This is a genomic window from Erythrobacter sp. AP23 (assembly GCF_001542855.1).
In the GTDB taxonomy this organism is placed as follows: domain Bacteria; phylum Pseudomonadota; class Alphaproteobacteria; order Sphingomonadales; family Sphingomonadaceae; genus Qipengyuania.
This window is the reverse complement of sequence record NZ_LNBY01000012.1, coordinates 54,959-80,175: the sequence shown is the minus strand read 5'-3', so window position 1 is coordinate 80,175 and position 25,217 is coordinate 54,959. Positions and strand designations below refer to the sequence as shown.

Sequence of the window (25,217 nt, the reverse complement as noted above, 5' to 3'; positions counted from 1 at the left end):
CGGCTTGCATCCCCCGCGAAATTCGCTATAGCGCGCGCCTTCACCGCCACGGTCGGGATATTCGGGTTCACGCGCTCTTGCGGCGTGCCGGACCTTCCCCTAGGGCGGCCACCGAAATTGATTGTAATTGTTTGAGGAACAGGTGCCGCCATGGCCGTCCCCAAGAGGAAAGTATCGCCCCACCGTCGCGGCAACCGCCGTGCGCATGATTCGCTCAAGGTCGAAGCGCATCACGAGTGCTCGAACTGCGGTGAGCTCAAGCGTCCGCACAATCTGTGCCCGCATTGCGGATACTACAACGGCCGCGAAATTATCGCCGTCGGTCTCTAAGACCGTCAGCCAAGCCGGAGAAAGCGCATGAGTTTGCCGCGTATCGCCGTCGATGCGATGGGCGGGGATGAAGGCGTGCGCGTGATGGTGGACGGGGCCGCGATGGCGCGGCGCCGCCACGACAAGTTCAAGTTCCTGCTGGTCGGCGACGAGACGCGGATCAAGGCCGCGCTCGAAACGCATCCCGGCATGGCCGGGGCCTCCGAAATCCTGCATTGCACCGACGTGGTCGGCGGCGAGGAGCTGCCGAGCCGCGCATTGCGTCGTTCAAAGACCACCAGCATGGGTCTGGCTGTCAACGCGGTGAAACAAGGCGATGCGGGCGCCGCTGTCTCTGCCGGCAATACCGGCGCCCTGATGGCGATGAGCAAGCTCGCGCTGCGCACCATGCCGGGCCTCGACCGGCCCGCGCTCGCCGCGCTGCTGCCGACGCTGACCGAAGACGATGTGGTCATGCTCGACCTGGGCGCCAATCGCGAGTGCGACGCCCGCAATCTCGTCCAGTTCGCGATCATGGGCGCGGCCTATTCGCGGATCGTTACGGGACGTGAGCGTCCGCGCACACGCCTGCTCAACATCGGTACCGAAGAAAACAAGGGTACCGAGGATATCCAGATCGCCGCCGAAACCTTGCGCGCCGCCACCGGGCTGGCGATGGATTTCGAAGGCTATGTCGAAGCCGACAAGATCAACCGCGGCGAATGCGACGTGGTCGTGTGCGACGGCTTTTCGGGCAATATCGCGCTGAAGGCGATCGAAGGCGCGGCGCGCTTCGTTACCGATTTGCTGCGCAGCGCCTTTACGTCCAGCTTCCGTTCGAAAGTCGGCTTCCTCGTCTCGCGTCCGGCGACCGAGCTGCTCAAACATCACCTCGACCCCAACAATCACAACGGCGCGGTCTTCCTCGGCCTCAACGGCGTGGTGGTGAAGAGCCACGGCAGCGCCAATGCCAAAGGCGTCGCCAACGCGGTCGAAGTTGCCGCACGCCTGCTGGAAGACGACATCACCAACCGCATCAAGCGGGACCTCGGCGAAATCGAACCGGCCAGCGTGGCGGCGAAATGATTCGCGCGGTCATCACCGGTACGGGTTCGGCGCTCCCCAGGAATTGCGTCACCAATGCCGACTTGGCCGAAAAGGTGGATACGAGCGACGAGTGGATCGTCGAGCGTACCGGCATCCGCCAGCGCTACATTGCGGACGATGGCGAAACGACATCCAGCCTCGCCACCGATGCTGCGCGCATGGCTCTCGATGCCGCCGGTATCGATGCGGGCGAAATCGGGCTGATTATCCTTGCCACCGCGACGCCCGACCACACCTTTCCCGCCACCGCGACGCAGGTCCAGGCCGCGCTCGGCTGCGGCGGCGGGGTGGCGTTCGATGTCCAGGCGGTCTGCTCGGGCTTTCTCTATGCACTTGCCACCGCCGACTCGCTGCTGCGCACCGGCATGGCGCAAAAGGCGCTGGTGATCGGCTCGGAAACCTTCAGCCGTATCCTCGACTGGGAAGATCGCACCACGTGCGTGCTGTTCGGCGACGGCGCGGGCGCCGTGGTGCTCGAGGCGCGGGACGTGGCCGAGGACGGCCCCGGCATCCTGGCCAGCCGCCTCCATGCCGAGGGCGCGTACAAGGACATGCTCTATGTCGACGGCGGCCCCTCGACCACCGGTACGGTCGGCAAGCTGCGCATGAAGGGCCGCGAGGTTTTCCGCCATGCGGTGGTCAACCTTGCCGACGTGCTCAAGGAAGTGCTCGACGACACCGGCCAGAATGCCGAGGACATCGATTGGGTGGTGCCGCACCAGGCCAATGCCCGCATTCTCGATGCGACCGCGCGCAAGCTCGACCTGCCGGCCGAAAAGGTCGTCGTCACGGTCGACCGGCACGCCAACACTTCCGCGGCATCGGTTCCGCTGGCGCTCGATACGGCCATGCGCGACGGGCGGATCAAGCCGGGCGACCTGGTCATGTTCGAGGCCATGGGGGGTGGCTTTACCTGGGGTGCCACGCTCGCGCGGATGTGACGATTGTTCGAAAACGTCGGCCATGGCGTTGCGAAATCGCGCAAATCCCTCTATTGCTTGGGTTACTTCGAAAAGGGCCGCCAATTCGCTCAGGGTCGTATCTGGGGGAAGGAAAGAATGGATATGATGCGCTCCGTGGGCACGCTCACCCGGGCCGATCTGGCCGAGACGATCAACCGCAAAATGGGCCTCAGCCGTGCCGATTCGCTCGACATGGTCGAAGCGATCCTGGCGAAAATGTCGGATGCGCTGGCGAATGGGGAAAACGTCAAGATTTCCGGTTTCGGCAGCTTCGTGCTTCGCGACAAGAAGGAACGCGTCGGTCGCAACCCCAAGACCGGGGTCGAAGTACCGATCACGCCGCGCCGCGTGATGACCTTCCGCGCCAGCCAGCTGCTCAAAGAGCGTATCGCTAACGGCTGAGGACGAATATGGCGACCTTCGACGACGGCAAGGACAAAGACGCGCTGCGCACCATCGGCGAGGTCGCCAAGGCAACCGGAATAAAGGCGCATGTGCTGCGCTATTGGGAACAGCAATTCCCGACCCTCAAGCCGCTGACCCGCAGCGGAGGCCGGCGCTATTACCGCCCCGAAGATGTCGAACTGATCGAACGTATCGACCGGCTCGTGAACCAGGAAGGCTATACGCTGAAGGGCGCCAAGTCGGCGCTCAAGGGCACGTCCGACCCGCAGGTAGCGGCCGGGGAGGCTGGCGTTGCGGAGGCGGTAGACGAGGATGTGCTCAAGCGATTGAAGGCCATTCGTGCGAATCTGAAAGCCGCGCTTGCCTGAACCTCTTCAGCCGTGGCGGATCGCGGCCGATTCTTCCTCCGCTGCCACCGCATATTCGGTGCGGTTTCTGCCCAGCGCCTTGGCACGATAAAGGGCCGTATCGGCATCGTGCAGTGCCTCGTCTAGCGTCTGCAATCGGTCGGTAACCACCACACCGAGCGATGCGGTCGTCACGAGTCCGTCGACATTCAATTCCTTGCCGATCGCGGCGATCCGCCGGTGTAGCGCCTCGGTCGTACGCAGGTGTTCGCCGATCGAGCGGTAGGGAAACATCACTGCGAATTCCTCACCCCCCAGGCGCGCGGCGATATGATCGGGTCCCATGTGCCGGTCGAGAACGCCTTTGATCGCCGGACCCACCCGCTCGAGCACCAGATCGCCCATCGCATGGCCGAACCGGTCGTTGATCCGTTTGAAGTGATCGATATCGATCATCACCACCAGGCGCCTCGTCCATTCGGCCTGCTTGGCATGGCCGAAGAACGCCCTGCGATTGAGCAGTCCGGTAAGGCTGTCGTGATCCGCCATATACATCGCTCGCTCAAGCGAGGTGCGCAGGCTGTCGCCGAGCCGGCGATTTTCGACCAGCAGCTGCGCCGAGCGTTCATGGCCGAAGGTGGACGCGTGCGAATAAGCGATGAAGATCAGGAACAGAATGGTCATCCCGGTCATCAGTGCTAGGCTCTCGCTTGCTCCGGTGATCAGCAGACCCGCGCAGAACGCACCGAGGAATCCGATCACGAAAGCAGTCGCAAGCGTGCGGACGGGCGACAGCATTGTGACGACGATACTCATGCCGACGAGCGTACCGCCGCCGACCAGCAGCCGGGCTGGGTGCAGGGTGGGGAAGGCGAGCACGGGTACCATGGTCGCGCCCCAGCCGGCACCGCCGATCACCAGCGAGGCGACCAGCCAGCGATACTCGCGTGCTACCGGGCGCTCGTCTCTCAGAGCCGCGCGCATTCGCGCAAAGGCGGTGCGCGTCCCGACCATGGCGATCAACCGGAAAACCAGCGGAAAGATGAAATAGGCAGCGGTCGGTAGGAAGCAGGCAGCGACAGCCGTTACGAACCAGCAGGACAGATTGGCGAAGATCGACCGTTTCTCGGTGTCGACGATGCCCTTGAGGATCTCGCGTTTTACCTCGCGGTCATTGCATATCCGGGGGTTCCCGGTGAGTTGCTGCTCGAATTGCTTCTGCGTCGCTCGTGCAATCATCCACCGGTCCCACGTCATTTATGGTTGACGAAACCTTAGGCGGTACAGTTTGGAACGGGCCTAACCCGGAGCTAAGGGGAAACCCTTACTCTTTGCACGATGTTAACGATGCAGGGCACCCGAATCACTCGGCGGCCAGCAATTCCTCCGCTCCGCCAAGGTCGACGCTGACGAGGCGGCTGACGCCTTTTTCGATCATGGTCACGCCGAACAGGCGGTGCATGCGGCTCATCGTGACCGCATTGTGGGTGACGATCAGATAACGGGTTTGCGTTTCGCGCGTCATCGCATCGAGCAGGTCGCAAAAGCGGTCGATATTGGCATCGTCCAGAGGCGCATCGACCTCGTCGAGCACGCAGATCGGGGCAGGATTGGTCAGGAACAACGCGAAGATCAACGCGGTCGCGGTCAGCGCCTGTTCGCCGCCCGACAGCAGGGTGAGCGATTGCAGCTTCTTGCCTGGCGGCTGGGCGAATATCTCGAGGCCGGCCTCGAGCGGGTCGTCGCTGTCGATCAGCGCCAGATGCGCCTCGCCGCCTTCGAACAGGCGCATGAACAGCCGCTTGAAGTGCGCATTGACCTGTTCGAAGGCCGCACGCAGCCGCTCGCGGCCCTCGCGGTTGAGATTGCCGATCGACCCGCGCAGCCGGCTGACCGCCTCGCGCAGCTCTTCCTGTTCGGCCGCGTTGGAACCGTGTTCGCTTTCGATCCGCTCCAGTTCCTCCGCAGCGACGAGATTGACCGGACCGATCCGCTCGCGGCTGGCGGTGAGACGGTCCATTTCCTCGCCTTCGCCCTCGGCCGAGCCGATTGACTCCTCGTCGAATTCGAACCGCGTCGGCAGCAGCGGGGGCGGGCACTGGAAACGCTCGCCCGAGATCCGCGCCATTTCGATCCGGCGTCCGTCCTGGTTCTCGGCGCGTTCCGCCAGACCCGCGCGGCTTTCGCGCGCCTCGGCCAACCTCTCGTTGGCGGCGGCGAAGGCGTGGTCGGCCTGCTGCGCGGCGGCATTGGCCTCGCTGACGGCTTTCTCGGCTTCGGCAAGGTCGCGCGTCAGGCGCTCGCGCACCTGATCGCCCTGCTCGATCTCGCGCATCAGGCCTTCGGGTTTGGCGGCGGTGATCGCGCGCTCCTGCTCGATTTCCTCTGCGCGGATCTCCATTTCGGACAGGCGCCGCGCCGCATCGCCGCTGCGCGCCTGCCAGTTCGCCATGTCGCTGCGCTGCGCCGAGGCCCGTTCGCGCGCGACCGCAAGCGCCTGGTCGTGGCTGGCAAGTTCCGCCGCTCGCGCCTGCAAAGTGCTCCGCGCCGCCTCGTTCTTCGCCCGCGCGACTTCGAGCGCGGCGCGACCGGCTTCGGGATCGGGCAGGGCATCGCGCTTGGCCTCGGCAGCGGCAAGGTCGGTCTTGGCCGAGGCAATGACCTCGCCATGCTCGGCCTCGCTGCGCGACAGCTCCTCCAGCCGCGTGGCAAGGCGTTCGCGCGCCGCTTCGGCCTGATCGAGCGTGCGCAGGGCCTGGCGCTCGGCATCGGCGGCCCCGGCGAGCGCGCGGTCAGCGCCGACAAGATCGCGCTGGAGCTGCGACAATTCCTCGCCCGCAGCATCGAGCGAAGCCTGTGCCGTATCGGCAGCCTGGCGCAAGGCGGGCAGTCGCTGGTCGAGCTCGACGAAGCGATTTTCCGCTTCGAGCCGCGCGGCCTCGGCGGAGCCTTCGCCGCGCACCACCAGCCCGTCCCAGCGGCGCAGTTCTCCCCGCGGAGTGACCAGCGAATGACCCGGCGCAAGCGTGCGTCCATCGTCAATCTCTGCGATATGGACCAGCGCCAGCAGCGCGCGCAATTCTTCGGGACAGCTCTCGACATGGGCCGAGAGGCTGTCGGCCACGGCTGCCGGCGCGTCCGCCCCGGTCCAGTAGCGCCCTTCCGCATCGGCCTCGGGCAATCCGAGCAGGGCTTTGCCATCGCGGCCCAGTGCGGCGGCGACCGCGCGTTCGTAACCCTTGGCTGCGCGCACGCCGTCGATCGCCTGCTGGCGCCCGCTGCGTTTCGATGCGGCCCGCTCGCGTGCTTCGCGGTCACGCTTGAGCGCTTCCCATTCGCGCTGCACACCTGAGAGTTCGGCCTTGGCCTCGGCCAGCAGGGAGGAGGCTTCGTCGCGCGCCGCCTGCAGCTCGGCCTTGCGCCCCTGCATCTTCTCGAGCTGTTCGCGCAGCTTTGCGAGCGTGCGTGCTGCCTCGTCCGCTGCCGTCTTGGCCGCGTCGACATCGGCATCGGGGTCCTCGCCACCCAGCGCCGCGCGCTGTTCGGCCATCCGGCGCCCCTCGGCTTCAACGCGATCGAGCCGCGTTTTGGCCTGTGCGATCGCGGCCTCCGCCACGCGCCATTCTGCTTCGACCCCGGCATTGTCCGCGGTTGCCTTGGCCAGCGCGAGTTCGGCGGCGCGGCTGTCGCGCTCGGCCTGCTCGCGTGCACGTTCGAGCGCGGGGCGCTTTTCCTCGTCCGCTGCCAGCGCCTTTTCGCTTGCCGCCAGCTCGCGTTCGAGCCGCGAGAGCGCCTCGGCAGCATCCTTGGTCAGCCGGTCGGCATCGCCCCGGTCCGCTTCGAGGCGCGCCTTCTGCCGGTCGAGATCGGCGAGGCGCTGCTCGGCAGCCTCGAGCTGGCTGGTCAGCGCAGCCATACGGTGGCCATGCGCGCTGGCATCGTCGCGCCGGTCGGCCTGTTCCTCGCGCGCTTCGGCCAGCGCTTCGGCGGCGGCGCGCTGGGCTTTCTGCGCTTCGTCGGCGGCCTTTTGCGCTTCGGCAACGCGAGCCTCGGCTTCGCCCGCCGCCTTCTTCGCCTCCTCGGCAGCCGCTGCGGCATCGCGCCAGCGGGCGAAGACCAACCGCGCTTCGGCGGTCTTGATCTGGTCGGACAGCTTCTTGTAGCGCTCGGCCTGCTTGGCCTGCCGCCTCAGCGAGGCGATCTGGCTGTCGAGCCCGGCCATGATGTCCTCGAGCCGCTCGAGATTGGTCTCGGTCTGCCGCAGCTTGCTTTCGGCATCGCGGCGGCGCACGTGGAGGCCCGCGATCCCCGCTGCTTCCTCCAGCATCTGGCGGCGTTCGGTGGGCTTGGCGGCGATGACCTGCGCGATCTTGCCCTGGCTGACCAGCGCCGGGCTGTGCGCGCCGGTAGCCGCATCGGCGAAGATCAGCGCCACGTCCTTGGCGCGCACATCGCGCCCGTTCAGGCGATAGGCGCTGCCCGCGCCGCGCTCGATCCGGCGGACGACTTCCATCTCGTCGCCATCATCGTCCTCGCCGTGGAGGACGACTTCGGCAAAATCGCGCTGCGGGCGGCTCTGCGTGCCTGCGAAGATGACGTCTTCCATTCCGCCAGAGCGCATCGACTTGGGCGAGTTTTCGCCCATCACCCAGCGGATCGCTTCGAGCAGGTTGGATTTGCCGCAACCATTGGGGCCGACGACGCCCGTCAGTCCCGGCTCGATAAACAGTGTGGCAGGTTCGACGAAGCTCTTGAAGCCACTCAATTTGAGCTTCGTGATGAGCATCGCCGCCGTGTCCCCCTAGGCCGGCATTACCGGGCGCCGGCGCGCTGCAGGATCGGCTCGAGCGCGGCCCAGGTATTGGCATCCACGTCGCGGCCGTTCAGCTTGAAGGTCGGTGTGCCGGCAATGTTGTACTCGCTGCCGTAGCGCTGGGTGTGGTTCGCCATTTCTTCGAGCTTGGCGACATCGGCAAGGCACTGGCGGCCCTGATCTTCGCTGATCCCGCGCGCGGCGAAGAAATCGAGATAGCCCATCTGTTCGGCGGCGACCACGAATCGTTCCTCGATCGGGCGCTGCATCGCCGCTTCGAATGTCGCCTGGTTGGTCTGTACCGGCTGCATGATGGTTTCGAAGTTCTGCCACACCTGATCCGACAGCGGGACTACCGCTTCGACCGGCCCGCATTGCGTGAGTCTGCCGAGCAGCAGATCGATCGGACCGTGAATGGCGAATTGGCGCAATTCGAAGCTGACCACACCGCTATCGACATATTCCATTAGCGGCTCGGCGCCTTCCATCGAGAAGCGCGCGCAGGTGCCGCAGGTGAGGGAGCCGTATTCGACCAGCTTGAGCGGCGCATCGGGATTGCCGACCAGCGTGCCGCCTTCTTCGGTCATCACCGCGGTGCTGCGCCATTCGGTGCCTTCCGGCGCGGGAATGGCGGCAATCGCTTCGCCTTCGATTTCGCCGGTTTCTTCCACTCCCGATCCGCAGGCGGCGAGCGCCAGGGCAAGCGGGGCGGCAAGGGCGAAACGCAGGGTCTTGATCATCGGATTCCTCGTATCTTGACTGGTGAGGCTAGGTCAGCGGATGCGGCCAAGGGAAGGCATGCGGGAGCGTATCCACAAGGCTTTCCCCGGAAAAAAGCGCTTATCGCGCGGTCAGAAGACATCCTTGAGGCGTTTTTCGAGTGTCGGCCAATCATGCGTCGCTTCGAGCAGCTCGCCGTCGAGCACGAAGCTGGGCGTGCCGGTCAGACCGTATTTCTGCACATCGGCGGCCGATTGTTCCGCCATTTCGCGCGCCTTGGCCTCGTCCGACAGGCAGCGATCGATCTCGACGCGCGAATAGCCGCGACCTTCCATGATCTCGTAGAAATCGAGATCGCTGGCGATCGCCTGGAGGCGAGCGGGAAGCGAGCCGAACTGCCAGCGCGAGCGTTGCGCCTGGGTGGCTTTGCCTGCTTTTTCCATCCATTCGTCGAAGCGATACATGATCGCCTCGTGATTGCCGCCGAACTTGTTCGCATCGCCGCAATGGGTGAGCAGCGCGGCGGAAAGGTCCACCGGATCGCGAATCAGGTGCCGGATTTCGTAGCTGATCCGCCCGGTCGGGACATAGGCGACCTTGATCGCGCCTTCGCCGGTGCGGGCGAAGGTGGCGCAGTGCGAGCAGGTGTAGCTCATGAATTCGATCAGCCTGGTCTCGGCTTCCGGATTGCCGAAGACGTGCCCGCCATCGGATTCGGCGAGCATTCCGCCCCAGTTGCCGCCGGGCAGCATCAGGCGTTCCTGCGCGCTTGCGCCCAGTGCCAGCGTTCCGACGCCGACCAGGGCAAGGGCCTTTACCATCATCGACTTGATAATCACCTGTCCTCGTTCCCGTCTTCTTGCGAATTCATACTGCGCGCCAGCGATTCCAGCACCGTCCTGAGTTCCGGATCGCCGATATCGCGCAGGCTGTCGCCCAATTCCATCGGAATCGGCTTGAGCGACGGCGGCGCCTTGGGCTTTTCCCTGCCGGGCGGTGGCTTAACCTCGCCTTGCCGCAGCTTGATACGGGCCACCGCGCGATAGCCGAAAAAGCGGTTCACCCGGTCGATGATCTCGGGGATCACCTGCTGCACCAGTGGCGCATGGGCAGGCTTGACCACCAGATGCATGATGCCTTCGGACTTCTCGCCCGGGGGAAAGCGGATCATCTCGGGCGTGCAGGTGCGCGCATGCACCTCGCCGACGATTTCGGGCCAGCGGCTGACGACCGAGCTCTGCACGAAGCCGAAGCGGCGAAAGGCGCTGCGTCCGATCTGCGGCATCAGGTCGCTGATCGGTTTCGCCCCACCGCCGCGCGGGCGCTGGTACTTCTTCGATCCGGATCCGGTCTTGTCGCTTCCCATGGTGGGAGCGCTCATGCCATAGGCGCGGCGTGGCCGCCACCGTCTCCGATCAATTGCTCGACTGGTACGATGCGCATGCGCGCGTCCTGCCGTGGCGCGCGCGGCCCGGTGCGCCCCCGCCCGATCCCTATCGCGTGTGGCTGTCGGAAGTGATGTTGCAGCAGACCACCGTGGCGGCGGTGAAGCCCTATTTCGAAGCCTTCACTTCGCGCTGGCCTACCGTCGAAGCGCTTGCCGCTGCGCCCGAAGAGGACGTGATGGCGGCCTGGGCGGGACTCGGATATTACTCGCGCGCGCGCAATCTTGTGAAGTGCGCGCGAGAGGTGGCACGGCGCGGCGGCTTTCCCGAAACCGAGGCTGCCTTGCGCGAATTGCCCGGGCTGGGCGCCTATACCGCGGCCGCCGTGGCCGCAATCGCGTTCGACCGGCGAGCCGTGGTGGTCGATGCCAATGTCGAGCGAGTGGTTGCGCGGCTGTTTGCGATCGACGAACCGTTGCCGGGCGCGCGCAAGGCGATCCGCGCGGCAGCCGAGTCCATTACCCCGAACCGGCGCGCAGGCGATTTCGCGCAGGCGATGATGGATCTGGGTTCCTCCATCTGCACCGCGCGCGATCCCAAGTGCCTGCTTTGCCCGCTATCCCAAAGCTGCGAGGGCAGGGCGGCAGGCGATCCGGCCGGTCTACCGGTGAAGGCTCCGAAGAAGGCGAAACCGGTGCGGCAGGGCAGCGCCTTCTGGATCGAGCGCGAGGGCACGGTGTGGCTGGTCAGGCGCGAGGGCAAGGGCATGCTCGGCGGGATGCGCGCGCTGCCCGATGACGGCTGGAGCGCGCGCGGCGACGGCACGGGTGAGGCTCCCCTGGCGGGTGAGTGGGAAGCTGGCGGCGTGGTGCGCCACACCTTCACGCATTTCGCGCTGGAGCTGTCGGTGCACATGCAGCGCGACGCGGCGCAGCCAGCCGGCGCGGGCGAATGGTGGCCGCTCGACACGCTCGACGAAGCAGGCCTGCCGACCCTGTTCGCCAAGGCGGCCCGGCTCGTCATGGCGTGATTCCCCGCGCAGGCGGGAAATCACAGGCACGATGCGCTAAATCGCCCGGGGCCCCCGCCTTCGCGGGAGAGCGGTCGTCAGAAAATCCCGCCGCCCAGCGTCAGCCGCACCGCCGCGATCAGCAGCACGATCAGGCAGAAATTCCGCCCGCCGTTGCTCGACGACAATTGGCCGAGCACCACGCCGATCACGATCAGCGGCAGCGCGAGCCAGTTGGCCCAGCCGAGGAAGGGAATGGTCGCCGGAATGACGACCACGAGCGAAACGATCCCGAACAGGATGGAGAGGAGATTGAACATGTGTCCTATATGGATAGGACACCGGGCCATTGCAACAGTTTCGATTCGCAATTGACGCCCTCCCGCCTCTCCCGCACAAACCCGTCAAACGGAATTCGGAGAGACTTGGATGGCCTATCGCAGCTTCGGCACCCCGCAAATGTCCCGTCGCGCGCTGCTGCGCGGGGGTGCCTGGCTCGCCGCCGGTGCGGCGCTGGCGGGGTCGCCGATGGGGCGGATGGCCACCGCCCGCGACTATGGCGCGAACTGGCGCAACGTTACTGCCATGGTCGATAGCTACGTCGCCGAGCGCAAGGTCGCCAACATGATCGCCACGCTTGGCTGGGGCCGCGCCGATCCGCTTCATATCGCGCGCGGCACGCTGGCGCTGGGCGGGCCGAGCAAGGTCGATGCGGACAGCCTCTATCGCATCTATTCGATGACCAAGCCGGTGACCGGCATGGCCGCGATGATGCTGATCGACGAGGGCCGCCTGGGTCTCGACCAGCCGATCGCTGAACTGCTTCCCGCCTATGCGAATATGCAGGTGCAGAGGACCTACGACGGGTCGCTGACCGATCTGGTACCCGCCGAGCGCCCGATCACCGTGCGCCAGCTTCTCACCCATACCGCAGGGCTGGGGTACAATATCGTGCAGAAGGGGCCGATCAGCGCCGCCTATACCGAGCGAGGACTGGTGCCGGGGCAGGTCAGCCGCCTGCCGATCCCCGGCCTCGGCCGTGGGCAGGCGGTCACCGGGCTCGATACCTTTGCCGATCGCCTCGCCGAACTGCCGCTGGTGCTGCAACCGGGCACCAAATGGAGCTATTCGGTCAGTCTCGACCTGCTCGGCCGCGTGATCGAAGTCGCCAGCGGCATGGCGTTCGACGAATTCCTGCGCACGCAGATTTTCGAGCCCGCGGGCATGACCAGTACCTGGTTCACCGTTCCCGAAAGCGAGGTCGGGCGCTTTACTACCAATTACGGCATTATGAACAACACCCCGCTGCCGATGGACCCGGCCAGGGCCTCGATCTATCTCGACGAGCCGCCGTTCCCCTTCGGCGGGGCGGGGCTGGTGTCGAGCCCGCGCGACTACGACCGGTTCCTCCAGATGCTGCTCGGCTACGGCACGATCGACGGCAAGCGCGTGATGGGCGAACTGGCGGTACGCGTCGGCACGTCGAACCTGCTGCCCACGACCGCGACCACCGAGGGCACCTGGGTCGAGGGACAGGGCTTCGGTGCGGGCGGCCGCGTGACCGACGGCGCCTATGGCTGGGGCGGGGCGGCGGGCACCGTCGCCTTCGTCAATTTCAAAGCCGGCCTGCGCGCGACCCTGATGACGCAATATATGCCGTCCGAAGCCTATCCGATCCATACCGGCTTTCCCGCAGCGGTGGGCAAGGATCTGGCCGCGATGCAAGCCGCGAAGGCGTAAGCCATGCTCGCGTTTACCGGCTCGCGCCTCGACCGCGCCGACCACGTGCGTGCCGACCCCGAACGGCTGGCAGGATACATGAACTGGAAGGCGCGGTTGCTTGCGCTGGACGGGCTGATGCCTGCGATCGGCGACGATGGCGGGCTGGTCTGGGGCACGCTCGCCGATGCGCCCGAGGATGCCGAATTGTGCTTCCTCGGCCTCGACGACGGCAAGCCCTGTTTCGCCGCCGTGCCGCCCAGGGGCGATGCCAGCCCGCGCATGGCCAATCCGCAGCTGTGGTCGCTGATGACGACACTGCGGCCCGACGACCTGGCGATTTACGGCGGCGCGCGCAGCCTGACCGACTGGCATGCGCGGCACCGCTTCTGCGCGCAATGCGGCGGCGACACCAGCATCGCCAAGGGCGGCTGGCAACGCGAGTGCAGCCGATGCGGGGCAAGCCATTTCCCGCGCACGGATCCGGTCACGATCATGCTGGTCGAATATGATGGCAGGCTGATGCTGGGGCGCGGCCTCGGCTGGCCCGAAGGCGCATTCTCCGCGCTCGCCGGTTTCGTCGAACCGGGCGAGAACATCGAGGAAGCGGTGAACCGCGAAGTGCTGGAAGAAGCGGGCATCACGGTGCGCGATGTGTCCTATATCGCCAGCCAGCCCTGGCCTTTCCCCAGCCAGCTTATGATCGGCTGCCATAGCCATGCCAACAGTGACGAGTTGACCATCGACGAGACCGAGATGGCGGAGATCAATTTCTATACGCGCGAGGAGGTGGAAGCCGCGCTGGCCGGGAACGGTCCTTTCCGCTGCCCGCCGCGCCATGCTATTGCGCATCACCTGATGCAGTGGTGGGTGAAGAGATGAGCGAACCGAGAACCTTGCGGATCGATATCTGGTCCGATGTCATGTGCCCCTGGTGCCTGGTCGGCTGGGGGAGCCTGCAGAAGGGGCTCGAACAGCTCGAAGGCGAGATCGAGGCGGATGTCCGCTGGCATGCTTTCGAACTCAACCCCGACATGCCGCCCGAAGGCGAGGAAAGCACCGCGCATATCGCGCGTAAATACGGTTCCACCCCCGAACAGTCCAAGGCGGTGCAAGGCCGCATGCGCGAGGCTGCGCAGGGCGCGGGCGTATCGCTCGATTACGAGGGGCCCGATCCGGAACCGCAGCGCTGGATGTGGAACACGTTCGATGCGCACAAGCTGCTGACCTGGGCGGGCGAGGAGCACGGCCCCGCCAAGCAGACCGAGCTCAAGCTCGCGCTGTTCCGGGCGCATTTCAACGAGCGGCGCAAGATTGCCGATCACGCTGTGCTGCTCGATGTCGCCGAGAGCGTCGGGCTGGACCGCGCCGCTTGTGAGGCGGCGCTCGCGAGCGAAGAACTCGCCCACAAGGTCCGCGCCGAGGAGCGCGCCGCCTGGGATCTCAACATCACCGGCGTGCCCGCGATGATCGTCGAGAACAAATTCATGATCCCCGGCGCCCAGCCGCCCGAAGCCTATGCCGACGCGCTGCGGCGGGTGGCGGAGAAGGTGCCGGCGTGAGCGATTGGGTCCCGGCAAACGCGGTCATTACCGGCGGCGCTTCGGGGATCGGGTTCGCAATCGCGCAGCGGCTGGCGGGGCGGGGGGTACGAGTACTGCTCGCCGACTTGCCGGGCGAGAGGCTGGACGAAGCAGCGGCGGGAATCGAGGGCGCCCTGGCGCAGCCGTGCGATGTCTCCGACCCGGCGCAGGTCGATGCCCTGGCGGATGCGGCCTTCGACCGGCTCGGCACGGTCGAACTGCTGCTCAACAATGCCGGGGCCGGCGGCCCGCGAGGCAGGCTGTGGGAGGTCGACCCGGCCGAAGCGCGGCGGCATTTCGACGTCAATGTCTGGGGCGTTTGGTACGGCTGCCGCGCCTTCGCGCCGCGAATGATCGACCAGGACGTGCCGGGCGCGATCTACAACACCGGCAGCGAGAACAGCTTCTTCTGCGCCGCGCCGCAGACCGCCGCCTATATCGCGGGCAAGCATGCCGTGCTCGGCCTTACCGAAAGCATGCGCGAGGACCTGCCCGACCATGTCCACGCAGGCACGATCGTTCCGGGTTGGGTCTTCACCCCCTTCGGCGACGCGCGGGTCATGCAGCATGGGATGGATGTCGGCGAATATGCCGACCTCGTCGTCCCGCAACTGCTTGCACGGCGGCGCTTCGTCGTCAGCCATCGCTCGAACCTCAAGCGGATCGACGAGCGAATGGACGCGCTACGCGCCAGCTATTCCGAATACGGCAGCGACGACGACAACGACGTTCGGGACGCCATCGCTCGCCTGACCGGCGGCTAGCTGCCGCGCGAATCCTGCATTGCGGCGAGTGTCTTGTCGCCCTTCTTCGCATCCTGCCGTGGGTTGTCCGAGCCGACTTCGGGCTCGCGATTTTCCGGGTCCGTGGCGCGGTTTTCCTCACCGCGCTTGCCGACCCGGCGATTGACCTCGCCGCCGGCCGAACCCTGCTGGTAGGGCGTGGCACCTTCGGTGATTTCCTCGATCAGTTCGTTGTCGGGATGGCGCGATTGGCGTTCGGGCATGGTAGCATTCTCCTTTGTCCGACCAACGGTTCTCTCATGGGGCCAGTTCCGAATTTGCGCCCCGTTTTCAGGCCGCGCGAACCGAGTTCACGAACTCCTGCGAGCGGGTATCGAGATCGCGCGCCGTACCGTCGAGCGTGTCTGCCGATGCGAGCACTTTGTCCGCGGCCGCCCCCGTGCTGCGCGCCATATCGCCGATCTGCGCGATGCCGCCCCCGATGTTCTCGACGCCATTGGCGGCGAGGTCGAGATTGCGGGCCAGTTCGCGGCTCGAAACCGATTGCTCGTCGACCGCCTGCGCGATCGCGGTCGCGGTCAGTTCGACTTCGCGGATGCGCTCGCCGATCCGGGTCAGCGCGTCCACGCTTTCGCGGGTCATGACCTGCATTCCGACGATGCGCGATGCGACATTGCCCGTGGCCTCGCGGGTCTGCCGGGCGAGCTCCTTCACTTCCGAGGCGACCACGGCGAAGCCGCGTCCCGCCTCGCCGCCCCGCGCTGCCTCGATAGAAGCATTCAGCGCGAGCAGGTTGGTGCGGTCGGCGATCGCGCCGATCAGGTCGACGACTTCGCCGATTTCCTCGGCCACGCTGGCAAGCTCGGCCATCTTTCCATCGGCCACTTCGGCGGACTGCCGCGCGTCCTGCACCACGCTTGCCGAATTGCCCGCCTGGCGACCGATCTCGGCCACCGACATGGCGAACTGGTCGCTCGCCGCGGCGGCCGCGGTGACGCCGACCTGCGTTTCCGACATATCGCGCGAGACCTGTTCGACGAAGCCGATGGTCTGTGTCGCAGCCCCGGCCATGTCGCTCGATGTCGACTGCAACTCGCGCGAGGCCTGCGCGACGCCGCCGACCACTTCACCCACACCGCCCTGGAAATTGTCGACCAGCCGGCGCAGGATCGCATTCTGCTCCTCGCGCGCCCTGCGCTGCAAATCGGCCAGCGCATCGGCGCTCTTGCGAAACACCACCAGCGCGCGGGCCATTTCGCCGATTTCGTCCGCGCGGCCCGTGCCGGGGATCGCGATCGAACGGTCGCCGCTCGCCAGCCGGGTCATGGCCCCCGTAATCTCCGCGAGCGAGCCCGATACCTGGCGGGAGAGCGCCTGCGCGCCGAAATGAACCAGCGCAATGCACCCCGCGATCAGCCCCAGCGCCACGATCATGGTCCAGGTCTTGAAAGTGTCGAGCGACCGCTGGGCCGCGTCGGATTGCGCCACCAGTGCCGCCTCGATGCCGGCGGCCTGCTGCGCCAGCTGATCACCGCTGATGTCGATCGCATCGGCGAGTGCGTTGCCGGTGGCGGAGGGGCCGTGCGCGTTTATCGAGGATTGTAGAGCGCGCAATTCGGGTTCGAAGCCCTCGACCTGCGTCACGAGCCATTCCATTTGCTCGCGCGAGCCGCTGTCGCCCCCCTCGAGCGCGATCGTGGCATCGATCTCATCGCGCGCCTGGGCCAGCGTCGCAAAGGCGGAGGCGATCGTCGCGGGTTCGCCATCGGCGGCATAGCGCGAGGCGAAATAGCGGCTTTCGGCAATCGACGTGGCCAATTGCGATGCAGCCATGGCACGCGAAGCGGTAACCGCAGCCCGATCGGATCGTTCGGTAAGTACCGCCTGTGCCACGCCGAGTATGGTGCCGAGCAACATGAGGATCAGCGTGAAGGACAGGGCGAAAACCCGCACCTTGCCAGAGATACTGGCGCGCATGAGGCCGAAGCGTTCGAAAGCTCCGCCGCCTCGCCGCGCCTCGATTGTGGTTTCGGACTGGATCGGTTCGGCACGCTCGACCGAAGGTTTCGGATCGGCTTCGCGAATGAAGGCGTCGGCGAATTGCGGGTGGAGGGACATGGGAAACGCTGCGCTGTTGAAGTCAGCCGCGATCTAGTCGGCAGACCTTGCCAAGGCGTAAAGCATAATCAGGAAAAACCTGCAAAAGCAGTGACTTAATTCAGAAATCTAACGGTCGCACTTCAGTCGCAAATACGCGAAAACAAGCACTTGTGCGCTGCAGCGAGAGATTCAGATCAGGCCGAGCCGTTCGAGCTTGCCCGCCAGCTTGCCCGGCAGCGCGTCGCCGATGTCTTCGCCGGGCGCCAGATCGCGCGGCGGATCGCCCTTGAGATAGCGCCAGCCCTGGTGCGCACGCTTGGGGCGGGGGTGCACGCGCACCAGTTCGGGCTTGAGGTCGATCGACCAGCGCCCGTCCTTGGTTTCGCTGAAGCCGAGGATCTCGCTGCGCGCAACGATGGCGTGCTGGTGGATCCAGTAGAGCGAGCCGCCGATGCACTGCTCCCACTTGGTCGGGCGATAGCGTGTGGTCAGGTTGGGGCTGCGCCGCTGCGCATACCAGCTTTCGATATCGCCATAGCTTTGCGCGCCGAAGGCGATCTTGGTCAGGTTGAGCGGCATGAGGAGGATGTAGCGCTTCCCATCCATATCTCAAGCGTCGCCCCGGACTGGATCCGGGGCCGGTGCTTCTTGCGCGCCGACGAATCAGAAATTGAAGGCAGCCCCGACCCCGGCTCGGAGGCCGGGGTGACGCAAGCAGGGGATGGAATTCATCGCTTTCCTACAGGCCCCCTACAAGGGCAGGCTCGCCAGATGCCCGCCCGGATTACCCCGAAGGCCGCACAAACCCTCCATTTCACGGCCCAATTCCGACCCGCAGCTTTTTTCGCCCTGGACCGTGTTACACCCGGTCCATGTGTAGGATGGCTAGCCGACGATCCCGCTGGCCACGGCCAGGCCGAGGAAGGCGAAGAAGCCCATCGAATCGGTGATCATCGTCACGAATACGCTCGACGCCACCGCCGGGTCCTGATCGAGCCGGTCGAAGGCCACCGGCACCAGCACGCCGGCAAGACCCGCAACGACCACATTGATCACCATCGCCAGCGCGATCACGCCGCCGAGCATGGGGGTGAAGACCAGCCCCGTCGCGATGCCGATCAGCACCGCGATGGTCATCCCGTTGAGCACCGCCACGCGCATTTCGCGCAGCAGGATGCGCCGCGTGTTGCTGCGCGTCAGCTGATTGGTGGCGATCGCGCGCACGGTCACCGCCATGGTCTGCGTGCCCGCATTGCCGCCGATGCTGGCGACGATCGGCATGAGGATGGCGAGAGCGACCAATTGCTCGATCGCCGCGCCGAACATCGCGATGATGAGGCTGGCGACCAGCGCGGTGCCGAGATTGGCGACCAGCCAGCGCACGCGCGCCGAGTATGCCTCGCGGATCGGCTCGTTGATGTCGCCTTCGCCCGCACCCGACATCAGCAGCGCGTCCTCGCCCGCCTCTTCGGAGATGATGTGGACCACGTCGTCGACCGTCATCTGGCCGACCAGCCGCTCGTTCTCGTCGACCACGGCGGCGCTGATGAGATTGTACTTCTGGAACATCAGCCCGACCTCTTCCTGGTCGAGCATGGCCGGGATCAGCGTCTGGTCGCGCTTCATGACATCGGCCAGCGCGACCGCGCGCGGTGCGCGCATGATCCAGGAGAGCGCGCATGTACCGACCGGATGGTGCTTCTCGTCGACCACGAAGATCTCGTAGAACTCGTCGGGCAGGTCGGATTGATCGCGCAGGTAATCGATCAGGTCGCCGACCGTCAGGTGTTCGGGCACCGCGACGAGGTCGCGGCTCATCAGGCGGCCGGCGGTCTCTTCGGGATAGGACAGGGCGGACTGGATCGCGATCCGGTCCTCGAGTTCGACCTCGGCGAGGATCGCGCGCTGGTCGGCCTCGTCCAGATCCTCGATCAGCTGAACGGCATCGTCGGTCTCGAGCTGGTCGACGATCTGGGCGACGGCTTCCGCAGGCAGCGCCTCCATCATGTCTTCGCGGACGTAGTCGTTAAGCTCGGCAACGACCTCGGAGGTCATCAGGTCGGTGATCGCCTCTGCGAGCTGGTAACGCTCCTCGCGTTCGAACAGTTCGAGCAGGTCGGCAATGTCGGCGGGGTGGAGCGGCTCGACCAGTTCGTAGACCGCCTTGGTATCGCCCTCGTCGAGCGCATCGGCCACCGAACGGACGAACTCGGGCTTGAGCGTGTTCTCCTCGTCCATCCGCTCGTCGTCGATACGGTCGTCGGGGCGCGCCTCTTCGACCGGCTCACGCGCCAACAGGATACCGTCTTCGTCGACAGGGCGGTCGCTCTCGCTCATCGGAGCGGGTCTAGGCACACGGCATGGGAATGCAAGCAGAGGGTGACACTCGACTGGTGACTCTCAGGCCACAATCCCTATGTAGGCGCCAATCGAATTGCAGGAGACATCGAACAATGGCCGACAAGCTGACCTTCACCCTCGACACCGGCGACGGCGACACCAAGGATGTGGTGATCAAGCTGCGTCCCGACCTCGCGCCCGGCCATGTCGAGCGGATCACCACGCTCGCGGGCGAAGGCTTCTACGACGGCGTCGTCTTCCACCGCGTGATCCCCGGCTTCATGGCGCAGGGCGGCGATCCGACCGGCACCGGTATGGGCGGCAGCGACAAGCCCGACCTCAAGGCCGAGTTCAACAGCGAACCGCACACCCGCGGCACCTGCTCGATGGCCCGCACCCAAGTGCCCGACAGCGCCAACAGCCAGTTCTTCATCTGCTTCGACGATGCCGAATTCCTCGACGGCCAGTACACCGTCTGGGGCCAGGTCGAGAGCGGCATGGAACATGTCGACGCCCTGCCCAAGGGCGAGCCGCCGGCAAACCCGGGCAAGATCGTGAAGGCGACTGTTTCCTGATGTCCTTCGATCCCGCCAACCTGATTGAGGATTGGCGGGAAAGCCCTTGGGCTGATTTCCCCACGGCCTGGGCGCTTACCACCGATGCGCCCCGCGCGGTGGCGACCCAGATCGCGGGTTTGGGATCTGACTATCGGGTTTGCGAAGGGGTTGCCGTCCATCGCAGTGCGACGGTCGAGGAGCGGGCGGTCCTCAAGGCTCCGTGCATGGTCGGGCCAGAATGCTTCGTTGCGCACAACGCCTATTTGCGCGGTGGAGTGTGGCTGGCGGATCGCGTGATCGTTGGCCCATCGTGCGAGGTCAAGACATGCTTCCTGTTCCCGGGCAGCAAGATTGCCCACCTCAGTTTTGTCGGTGATTCAGTGGTGGGCGGTTCGGTAAACATCGAGGCTGGCGCGATCGTCGCCAATTACCGAAACGAGCGCGCCGACAAGGCGGTGCGTATAGTGTTCGAGGGTGATACGGTGGAAACCCGCAGCGACAAGTTCGGTGCGCTTCTCGGGGATCGTGTGCGGGTCGGCGCAAATGCAGTGATCGCGCCCGGGGCCATAATCAAGCCCGACACAGTCTTGCCGCGCCTCGCGCTTCACGATCAGTCACCCGAGGCGAGCGGCGATGATTGAATTTTGCCTGCCAGTGGCCTAAAGCGCCCCCTCCCATGAAACCGACCACTTCCCCCAAGACCTACAAGGTCAAGAGCTTCGGCTGCCAGATGAACGTCTATGACGGCGAGCGCATGGCCGAGATGCTCGGCGAGCAGGGCATCGTGCCTGCGCCCGAGGGCGAGGACGCCGACCTCGTCGTGCTCAACACCTGCCACATCCGCGAAAAGGCGGCGGAAAAGGTCTATTCGGACATCGGCCGCATCTCCAAGGCGGGCGCGGAGGCGGGGAAACAGCCGCTGATCGCGGTCGCGGGCTGTGTCGCGCAGGCCGAGGGCGAGGAAATCATGGCACGCGCGCCGGCGGTTTCCATGGTCGTCGGCCCGCAGGCCTATCACCGGCTTCCCGAAATGCTCGACAAGGCGGTGAAGGGCGAGCGCGCGACCGATACCGACATGCCCGCAATCGCCAAGTTTGCCGCATTGCCCGAGCGCCGCCGCACCGCTCCGGCGAGCTTCCTTACCGTGCAGGAAGGCTGCGACAAGTTCTGCACCTATTGCGTGGTGCCCTATACACGCGGCGCGGAAATTTCGCGGCCTTACAGCGATTTGGTGACCGAAGCGAAGAAACTGGTCGATGCGGGCGCGAAGGAGATCACGCTGCTCGGCCAGAATGTCAGCGCGTGGAGCGGCGAGAACGAAAAGGGCCACCCGGTCGGCCTCGCAGGGCTGATCCGCGACCTTGCCAAGGTCGATGGCCTCGCGCGCATCCGCTACACCACCAGTCATCCGGCCGACATGGACGACGAGTTGATCGCCGCGCATGGCGAGATCGACAAGCTCATGCCCTTCCTTCACCTCCCGGTGCAGGCGGGCAGCGACCGTGTACTCAAGGCCATGAATCGCAGCCACACGGCAGAGAGTTATCTCAAGCTGCTCGATGGCTTCCGCGCCGCACGGCCCGACCTCGCGCTAAGTGGCGACTTCATCGTCGGCTTCCCCGGCGAGACCGATGCCGAGTTCGAGGAAACGCTCGCGCTGGTCGACGAGGTCGGTTACGCGCAGGCGTTCAGCTTCAAATATTCGCCGCGCCCCGGCACGCCCGCTGCCACGATGGACGGGCAGGTGCCGAAAGTGGTCATGGACGAGCGCCTCCAGCGCCTCCAGGCCGCGCTCAATCGCGACCAGCTAGCGTTCAACAAGAACACCGTCGGCCGCGGCTGTGAAGTACTCGTCGAGCGCAAGGGCAAGCATCCGGGCCAATGGCTCGGCAAGTCGCCCTGGCTCCAAAGCGTGTGGTTCGAAGGCAGGGCGCAGATTGGCGATCTGGTGCAGGTCGACCTGGTCGAGGCCGGGCCCAATTCGCTCGCCGGCAAGCTGCGCGAGGCGGTGGCGGCCTAGCTCTTGCACGTCATCCCAGCGGAAGCCGGGATCGGTATCGGCCTAGCGCCATGCCTCGGGAGAGCCCAGCTTTCGCTGGAGTGACGGCAGGATGGCAACGTGTCTGCTGCGTGACTTTCCACCGCCATCACGCGGTGCCCAACTTGCGCGCCCCGCGTTGAAGCCTAAACTCCGACTCGCAAGCGAAAGGAGCATATGGCTCGCAAACCCGCACAGAAGGACGTGTCTGCCTTCACCCCGCCACCCTCACCGCAGCGCGAAGTGCGCCGCGCTCAGGTCGATATCAGTTTCGACAATCAGAGCCTGCTCGGCGCGCTGTTCGGACAGTTCGATGCCAATCTCGTCCAGGTCGAAAACCGCCTCGGCGTGTTCATCGCGGCGCGCGGGAACGAGCTGCATATCGAAGGGCCGGAAGACAGCGTCGCCCGTGCGCGCGACGTGCTCAAGGCGATGTACGACAAGCTCGCCATCGGGCAGGATCTCGACCAGGGCGCGATCGAAGCGCTGATTTCCATGTCGGACGAACCCACGCTCGACGGGATCGTCGATGCGGAGCCCAAGGGTCCGCCGATCATGATCCGCACGCGGCGCAAGACCATCGTGCCGCGCAGCGCGATGCAGGCGACCTACATGCGCAGCCTCGTGCGCGACGACATCATCTTCGCGCTGGGCCCGGCGGGCACGGGCAAGACCTATCTCGCCGTCGCGCAGGCGGTCAGCCAGCTGATCAATGGCAGCGTCCAGCGGCTGATCCTGTCGCGCCCGGCGGTGGAAGCGGGCGAAAAGCTCGGCTTCCTACCCGGCGACATGAAGGAAAAGGTCGATCCCTATCTGCGCCCGCTCTACGACGCGCTTTACGATTGCATGCCGCCAGAACAGGTCGAACGGCGGCTGGCGAGCGGGGAGATCGAGATCGCGCCGATCGCCTTCATGCGCGGTCGCACCTTGGCCGATGCCTTCGTCATCCTCGACGAGGCGCAGAACACCACGCGCGAGCAGATGAAGATGTTCCTCACCCGCTTCGGCCAGAACAGTCGCATGGTCATCTGCGGCGATCCGCGGCAGGTCGACATCCCCGGCGGCGACGGCATGAGCGGCCTCGCCGATGCGGTCGGCAAGCTGGAGGGCGTCGAGGGCTTTGGCACGATTCGCTTCACCGCGGCCGACGTGGTCCGCCATCCGATCGTTGGGCGGATCGTGGAGGCCTACGAAGGGCCGAGCGCATGAACCCGCATTCCGCGTCACCCCCGCGCAGGCGGGGGTCCCGCTACCTGCTGGCGTGACTTTCGAGAAGGGCGGCTTCGTCTACATCATGACGGACCGCTATCGCGGCACGCTTTACATCGGAGTGACCGCGGACATAGCCGCAAGAACGGTTCAACATCGCGCAGGGAAGGGTGGGAGTTTCACCGCTCGCTACGATCTGGCACGGCTTGTCTATGTCGAACACCATGACGATATCGAGGATGCTATCGCCCGCGAAAAGGCGATGAAGAAATGGAACCGCGCCTGGAAGATCAGGCGGATAGAAGAACAAAATCCCGATTGGGATGACTTGTTCGAGACCTTGAACATGTGAAAGGGAGCGGGATCCCCGCCTGCGCGGGGATGACGAAGGATTGCCGTTTGGAACTGGATATCGAAATCGAAGGCTGGCCGGAAGGCGACTGGGACGGCTTGGCGCGACGCGCGCAAGAGGCGACCGCCGAAGTCGAACCCGCGCTAACAAACGCGCGGCTGACGGCATCGCTACTCTTCACTTCGGACGAGGAAGTCCGCGCGCTCAATCGTGAGTGGCGCGGCAAGGACAAGCCGACCAACGTGCTGTCCTTTCCCATGCTGGAGCGGGCCGAACTGCTCGATCTCGCACCGGACGGCCCGCCCGAGATGCTCGGCGATCTGGCGCTTGCCTGCGGGACCTGCGAGCGCGAAGCGGCGGAGAAGGGCATCGCGCTCGGGGATCATGCTACCCATCTGATCATACACGGCCTGCTCCACCTCGCAGGCCACGATCATGTCGAGTCCGACGCCCAGGCCGAGGCGATGGAGGCGCTCGAAATCGCAGCGCTTGCAAAACTGGGTATCGCCGACCCATATGGGGACCGCAACTGATGGGAGTGCATTGTTAGGGCCATGCCCGATTCGTCATCACCCGCGGGAGACGCGGAGAGTAGCAGCGGGCTGATGCTCGCGATCCGGAAATTCTTCGACCCCGATTACGGCGAACGCTCGCTGCGTGCGCAGCTGGAAGACGCTATCGACGAGCATGAGGGCGAAAACGGCGAGGAGGCGCCGGAGCACAGCGGCACCGGCGACCTCTCGCTGGTCGAGCGGCAGATGCTGCGCAACCTCCTGCATTTCTCCGAGCACGATGCCGACGATGTCGCGGTGCCGCGCGGCGAGATCATCGCCATGAATGCCAGTGCGAGCTGGGACGAGCTGGTCGAGACCTTCGCCGAGCACGGGCATTCGCGAATGCCCGTCTATCGCGAGCAGCTCGACGATGTGATCGGCATGATTCACATCAAGGACGTTTTTACGATCCTGGCGCGCGAACAGACCCCGCCCAAGGACTGGACCGTGCTGATGCGGCAGCCGCTTTATGTGCCACAAACGCGCAATGCGTTGGATGTGCTGGCCGACATGCGCGCGCAGCGCATGCATCTGGCGGTGGTGGTCGACGAGTTTTCGGGCACCGACGGTCTCATCACGATCGAGGACCTTGTCGAAGAGATCGTCGGCGAGATCGAGGACGAGCATGACGAGGCGCCAGAGGAATGGATCGTCGATATCGGCGAGGGAATGTGGGATTGCGATGCCCGCGCCGAACTCGATGATGTCGCCGAACACGTCTCGCCTGCTCTGGCCGAGGTCGAGGAATCGGTCGACACTCTGGGCGGTCTAGCCTTCGTTCTGGCCGAGCAGGTGCCCGAGGTCGGGCGTATGCTGGAGCACCCCAGCGGTTGGAAGATCGAAGTCACCGATGGCGACGAAACGCATGTGAAACGGCTGCGCCTTCATTCGCCCGAGGAAACTGTGACGGCTGCGTGACCGCAGTTGCAGTTTTTCGCACATACACCCTCGACAGGTGCGATACA

The 25,217-nt window shown here is 65.4% G+C and carries 27 protein-coding genes; 17 read left to right on the top strand and 10 right to left on the bottom strand.

Annotation, left to right across the window (positions count from 1 at the left end):
- The first annotated feature begins 150 nt into the window (after nucleotides 1-150).
- The 5 genes from rpmF (at nucleotide 151) to ASS64_RS05620 (ending at nucleotide 3,151) form a co-directional block, all read left to right on the top strand.
- Nucleotides 151-330 carry a 50S ribosomal protein L32 gene (gene rpmF / locus ASS64_RS05640; protein ID WP_067464131.1) on the top strand — a complete coding sequence of 60 codons (180 nt, stop codon included), beginning with the start codon at nucleotides 151-153 and terminating at the stop codon, nucleotides 328-330.
- Nucleotides 331-357: 27 nt separating this feature from the next.
- Nucleotides 358-1,395, top strand: coding sequence for a phosphate acyltransferase PlsX (plsX, locus tag ASS64_RS05635; RefSeq protein ID WP_067691191.1), 1,038 nt, complete (start codon nucleotides 358-360; stop codon nucleotides 1,393-1,395).
- On the top strand, nucleotides 1,392-2,357 hold the full coding sequence (locus ASS64_RS05630; RefSeq protein ID WP_067691187.1) for a beta-ketoacyl-ACP synthase III: 966 nt from the start codon (nucleotides 1,392-1,394) through the stop codon (nucleotides 2,355-2,357). The genes plsX and ASS64_RS05630 overlap by 4 nt, the downstream gene beginning before the upstream one ends.
- Before the next feature lie 123 nt (nucleotides 2,358-2,480).
- Nucleotides 2,481-2,780, top strand: a complete 300-nt coding sequence (locus ASS64_RS05625) for an integration host factor subunit alpha (protein ID WP_198147667.1) — start codon at nucleotides 2,481-2,483, stop codon at nucleotides 2,778-2,780.
- An 8-nt stretch (nucleotides 2,781-2,788) separates the two neighbouring features.
- Complete coding sequence (locus tag ASS64_RS05620) at nucleotides 2,789-3,151, top strand: MerR family transcriptional regulator (protein WP_067691185.1); 363 nt, start codon at nucleotides 2,789-2,791, stop codon at nucleotides 3,149-3,151.
- 6 nt (nucleotides 3,152-3,157) lie between these two features.
- On the opposite strand, the gene ASS64_RS05615 is transcribed toward ASS64_RS05620, so the two are convergent.
- The 5 genes from ASS64_RS05615 to ASS64_RS05595 form a co-directional block, all read right to left on the bottom strand.
- The gene (locus ASS64_RS05615; protein WP_067691182.1) at nucleotides 3,158-4,369 is read right to left on the bottom strand and encodes a GGDEF domain-containing protein; all 1,212 of its coding nucleotides are present in this window, start codon (nucleotides 4,367-4,369) and stop codon (nucleotides 3,158-3,160) included.
- A gap of 124 nt (nucleotides 4,370-4,493) precedes the next feature.
- Complete coding sequence (smc, locus tag ASS64_RS05610) at nucleotides 4,494-7,916, bottom strand: chromosome segregation protein SMC (RefSeq protein WP_067691180.1); 3,423 nt, start codon at nucleotides 7,914-7,916, stop codon at nucleotides 4,494-4,496.
- 26 nt (nucleotides 7,917-7,942) lie between these two features.
- A complete protein-coding gene (locus ASS64_RS05605) occupies nucleotides 7,943-8,683 on the bottom strand; it encodes a thioredoxin domain-containing protein (protein WP_067691179.1) in 741 nt (246 codons plus the stop codon).
- 111 nt (nucleotides 8,684-8,794) lie between these two features.
- Nucleotides 8,795-9,502, bottom strand: coding sequence for a thioredoxin domain-containing protein (locus ASS64_RS05600; protein ID WP_067691174.1), 708 nt, complete (start codon nucleotides 9,500-9,502; stop codon nucleotides 8,795-8,797).
- Nucleotides 9,499-10,044 carry a DUF721 domain-containing protein gene (locus ASS64_RS05595; protein ID WP_067691166.1) on the bottom strand — a complete coding sequence of 182 codons (546 nt, stop codon included), beginning with the start codon at nucleotides 10,042-10,044 and terminating at the stop codon, nucleotides 9,499-9,501. Before ASS64_RS05595 ends, ASS64_RS05600 begins: the two co-directional genes overlap by 4 nt.
- Before the next feature lie 14 nt (nucleotides 10,045-10,058).
- Here ASS64_RS05595 and ASS64_RS05590 point away from each other — a divergent pair, with 14 nt between their 5' ends.
- On the top strand, nucleotides 10,059-11,078 hold the full coding sequence (locus tag ASS64_RS05590; protein WP_067691159.1) for an A/G-specific adenine glycosylase: 1,020 nt from the start codon (nucleotides 10,059-10,061) through the stop codon (nucleotides 11,076-11,078).
- A gap of 77 nt (nucleotides 11,079-11,155) precedes the next feature.
- On the opposite strand, the gene ASS64_RS05585 is transcribed toward ASS64_RS05590, so the two are convergent.
- On the bottom strand, nucleotides 11,156-11,377 hold the full coding sequence (locus tag ASS64_RS05585) for a hypothetical protein (protein ID WP_067691156.1): 222 nt from the start codon (nucleotides 11,375-11,377) through the stop codon (nucleotides 11,156-11,158).
- Between the two features lie 109 nt (nucleotides 11,378-11,486).
- Here ASS64_RS05585 and ASS64_RS16655 point away from each other — a divergent pair, with 109 nt between their 5' ends.
- The 4 genes from ASS64_RS16655 to ASS64_RS05565 are packed head-to-tail and all read left to right on the top strand — an operon-like array spanning nucleotide 11,487 to nucleotide 15,123.
- On the top strand, nucleotides 11,487-12,797 hold the full coding sequence (locus tag ASS64_RS16655) for a serine hydrolase (protein ID WP_067691154.1): 1,311 nt from the start codon (nucleotides 11,487-11,489) through the stop codon (nucleotides 12,795-12,797).
- Between the two features lie 3 nt (nucleotides 12,798-12,800).
- Nucleotides 12,801-13,658, top strand: a complete 858-nt coding sequence (gene nudC, locus ASS64_RS16650; protein ID WP_067691151.1) for an NAD(+) diphosphatase — start codon at nucleotides 12,801-12,803, stop codon at nucleotides 13,656-13,658.
- On the top strand, nucleotides 13,655-14,338 hold the full coding sequence (locus ASS64_RS05570) for a DsbA family oxidoreductase (protein WP_083508201.1): 684 nt from the start codon (nucleotides 13,655-13,657) through the stop codon (nucleotides 14,336-14,338). The genes nudC and ASS64_RS05570 overlap by 4 nt, the downstream gene beginning before the upstream one ends.
- Nucleotides 14,335-15,123 carry an SDR family oxidoreductase gene (locus tag ASS64_RS05565; RefSeq protein ID WP_067691145.1) on the top strand — a complete coding sequence of 263 codons (789 nt, stop codon included), beginning with the start codon at nucleotides 14,335-14,337 and terminating at the stop codon, nucleotides 15,121-15,123. The genes ASS64_RS05570 and ASS64_RS05565 overlap by 4 nt, the downstream gene beginning before the upstream one ends.
- Here the strand turns inward: ASS64_RS05565 and ASS64_RS05560 are convergent.
- The 4 genes from ASS64_RS05560 to mgtE all read right to left on the bottom strand — a co-directional run bounded on the left by ASS64_RS05560 (nucleotide 15,120) and on the right by mgtE (nucleotide 19,539).
- Complete coding sequence (locus ASS64_RS05560) at nucleotides 15,120-15,365, bottom strand: hypothetical protein (RefSeq protein ID WP_067691142.1); 246 nt, start codon at nucleotides 15,363-15,365, stop codon at nucleotides 15,120-15,122. The two genes, ASS64_RS05565 and ASS64_RS05560, sit on opposite strands and share 4 nt — an antisense overlap.
- A 67-nt stretch (nucleotides 15,366-15,432) precedes the next feature.
- Nucleotides 15,433-17,220 (bottom strand): methyl-accepting chemotaxis protein, encoded by a 1,788-nt coding sequence (locus ASS64_RS05555; RefSeq protein ID WP_067691140.1) that lies wholly within the window; start codon nucleotides 17,218-17,220, stop codon nucleotides 15,433-15,435.
- Between the two features lie 171 nt (nucleotides 17,221-17,391).
- A complete protein-coding gene (locus ASS64_RS05550; protein WP_067691618.1) occupies nucleotides 17,392-17,781 on the bottom strand; it encodes a DUF1489 family protein in 390 nt (129 codons plus the stop codon).
- A 306-nt stretch (nucleotides 17,782-18,087) separates the two neighbouring features.
- Nucleotides 18,088-19,539, bottom strand: a complete 1,452-nt coding sequence (gene mgtE, locus ASS64_RS05545) for a magnesium transporter (protein ID WP_067691133.1) — start codon at nucleotides 19,537-19,539, stop codon at nucleotides 18,088-18,090.
- Between the two features lie 116 nt (nucleotides 19,540-19,655).
- Here mgtE and ASS64_RS05540 point away from each other — a divergent pair, with 116 nt between their 5' ends.
- From ASS64_RS05540 to ASS64_RS05510, 7 genes are all read left to right on the top strand, one after another.
- Entirely contained in the window at nucleotides 19,656-20,117 is a 462-nt protein-coding gene (locus tag ASS64_RS05540) for a peptidylprolyl isomerase (RefSeq protein WP_067691126.1), read from the top strand.
- Nucleotides 20,117-20,740: a hypothetical protein gene (locus tag ASS64_RS05535; RefSeq protein WP_067691123.1), complete on the top strand. Its 624-nt coding sequence runs from the start codon at nucleotides 20,117-20,119 to the stop codon at nucleotides 20,738-20,740. Before ASS64_RS05540 ends, ASS64_RS05535 begins: the two co-directional genes overlap by 1 nt.
- Before the next feature lie 35 nt (nucleotides 20,741-20,775).
- Nucleotides 20,776-22,119: a tRNA (N6-isopentenyl adenosine(37)-C2)-methylthiotransferase MiaB gene (gene miaB / locus ASS64_RS05530; protein WP_067691121.1), complete on the top strand. Its 1,344-nt coding sequence runs from the start codon at nucleotides 20,776-20,778 to the stop codon at nucleotides 22,117-22,119.
- Between the two features lie 195 nt (nucleotides 22,120-22,314).
- Nucleotides 22,315-23,346 carry a PhoH family protein gene (locus ASS64_RS05525; RefSeq protein WP_067691119.1) on the top strand — a complete coding sequence of 344 codons (1,032 nt, stop codon included), beginning with the start codon at nucleotides 22,315-22,317 and terminating at the stop codon, nucleotides 23,344-23,346.
- A gap of 52 nt (nucleotides 23,347-23,398) precedes the next feature.
- Nucleotides 23,399-23,698: a GIY-YIG nuclease family protein gene (locus tag ASS64_RS05520; RefSeq protein ID WP_255356019.1), complete on the top strand. Its 300-nt coding sequence runs from the start codon at nucleotides 23,399-23,401 to the stop codon at nucleotides 23,696-23,698.
- A 47-nt stretch (nucleotides 23,699-23,745) separates the two neighbouring features.
- Complete coding sequence (ybeY, locus tag ASS64_RS05515) at nucleotides 23,746-24,231, top strand: rRNA maturation RNase YbeY (protein ID WP_198147661.1); 486 nt, start codon at nucleotides 23,746-23,748, stop codon at nucleotides 24,229-24,231.
- A 21-nt stretch (nucleotides 24,232-24,252) separates the two neighbouring features.
- Nucleotides 24,253-25,170 carry a hemolysin family protein gene (locus ASS64_RS05510; protein ID WP_067691116.1) on the top strand — a complete coding sequence of 306 codons (918 nt, stop codon included), beginning with the start codon at nucleotides 24,253-24,255 and terminating at the stop codon, nucleotides 25,168-25,170.
- Nucleotides 25,171-25,217 lie beyond the last annotated feature (47 nt).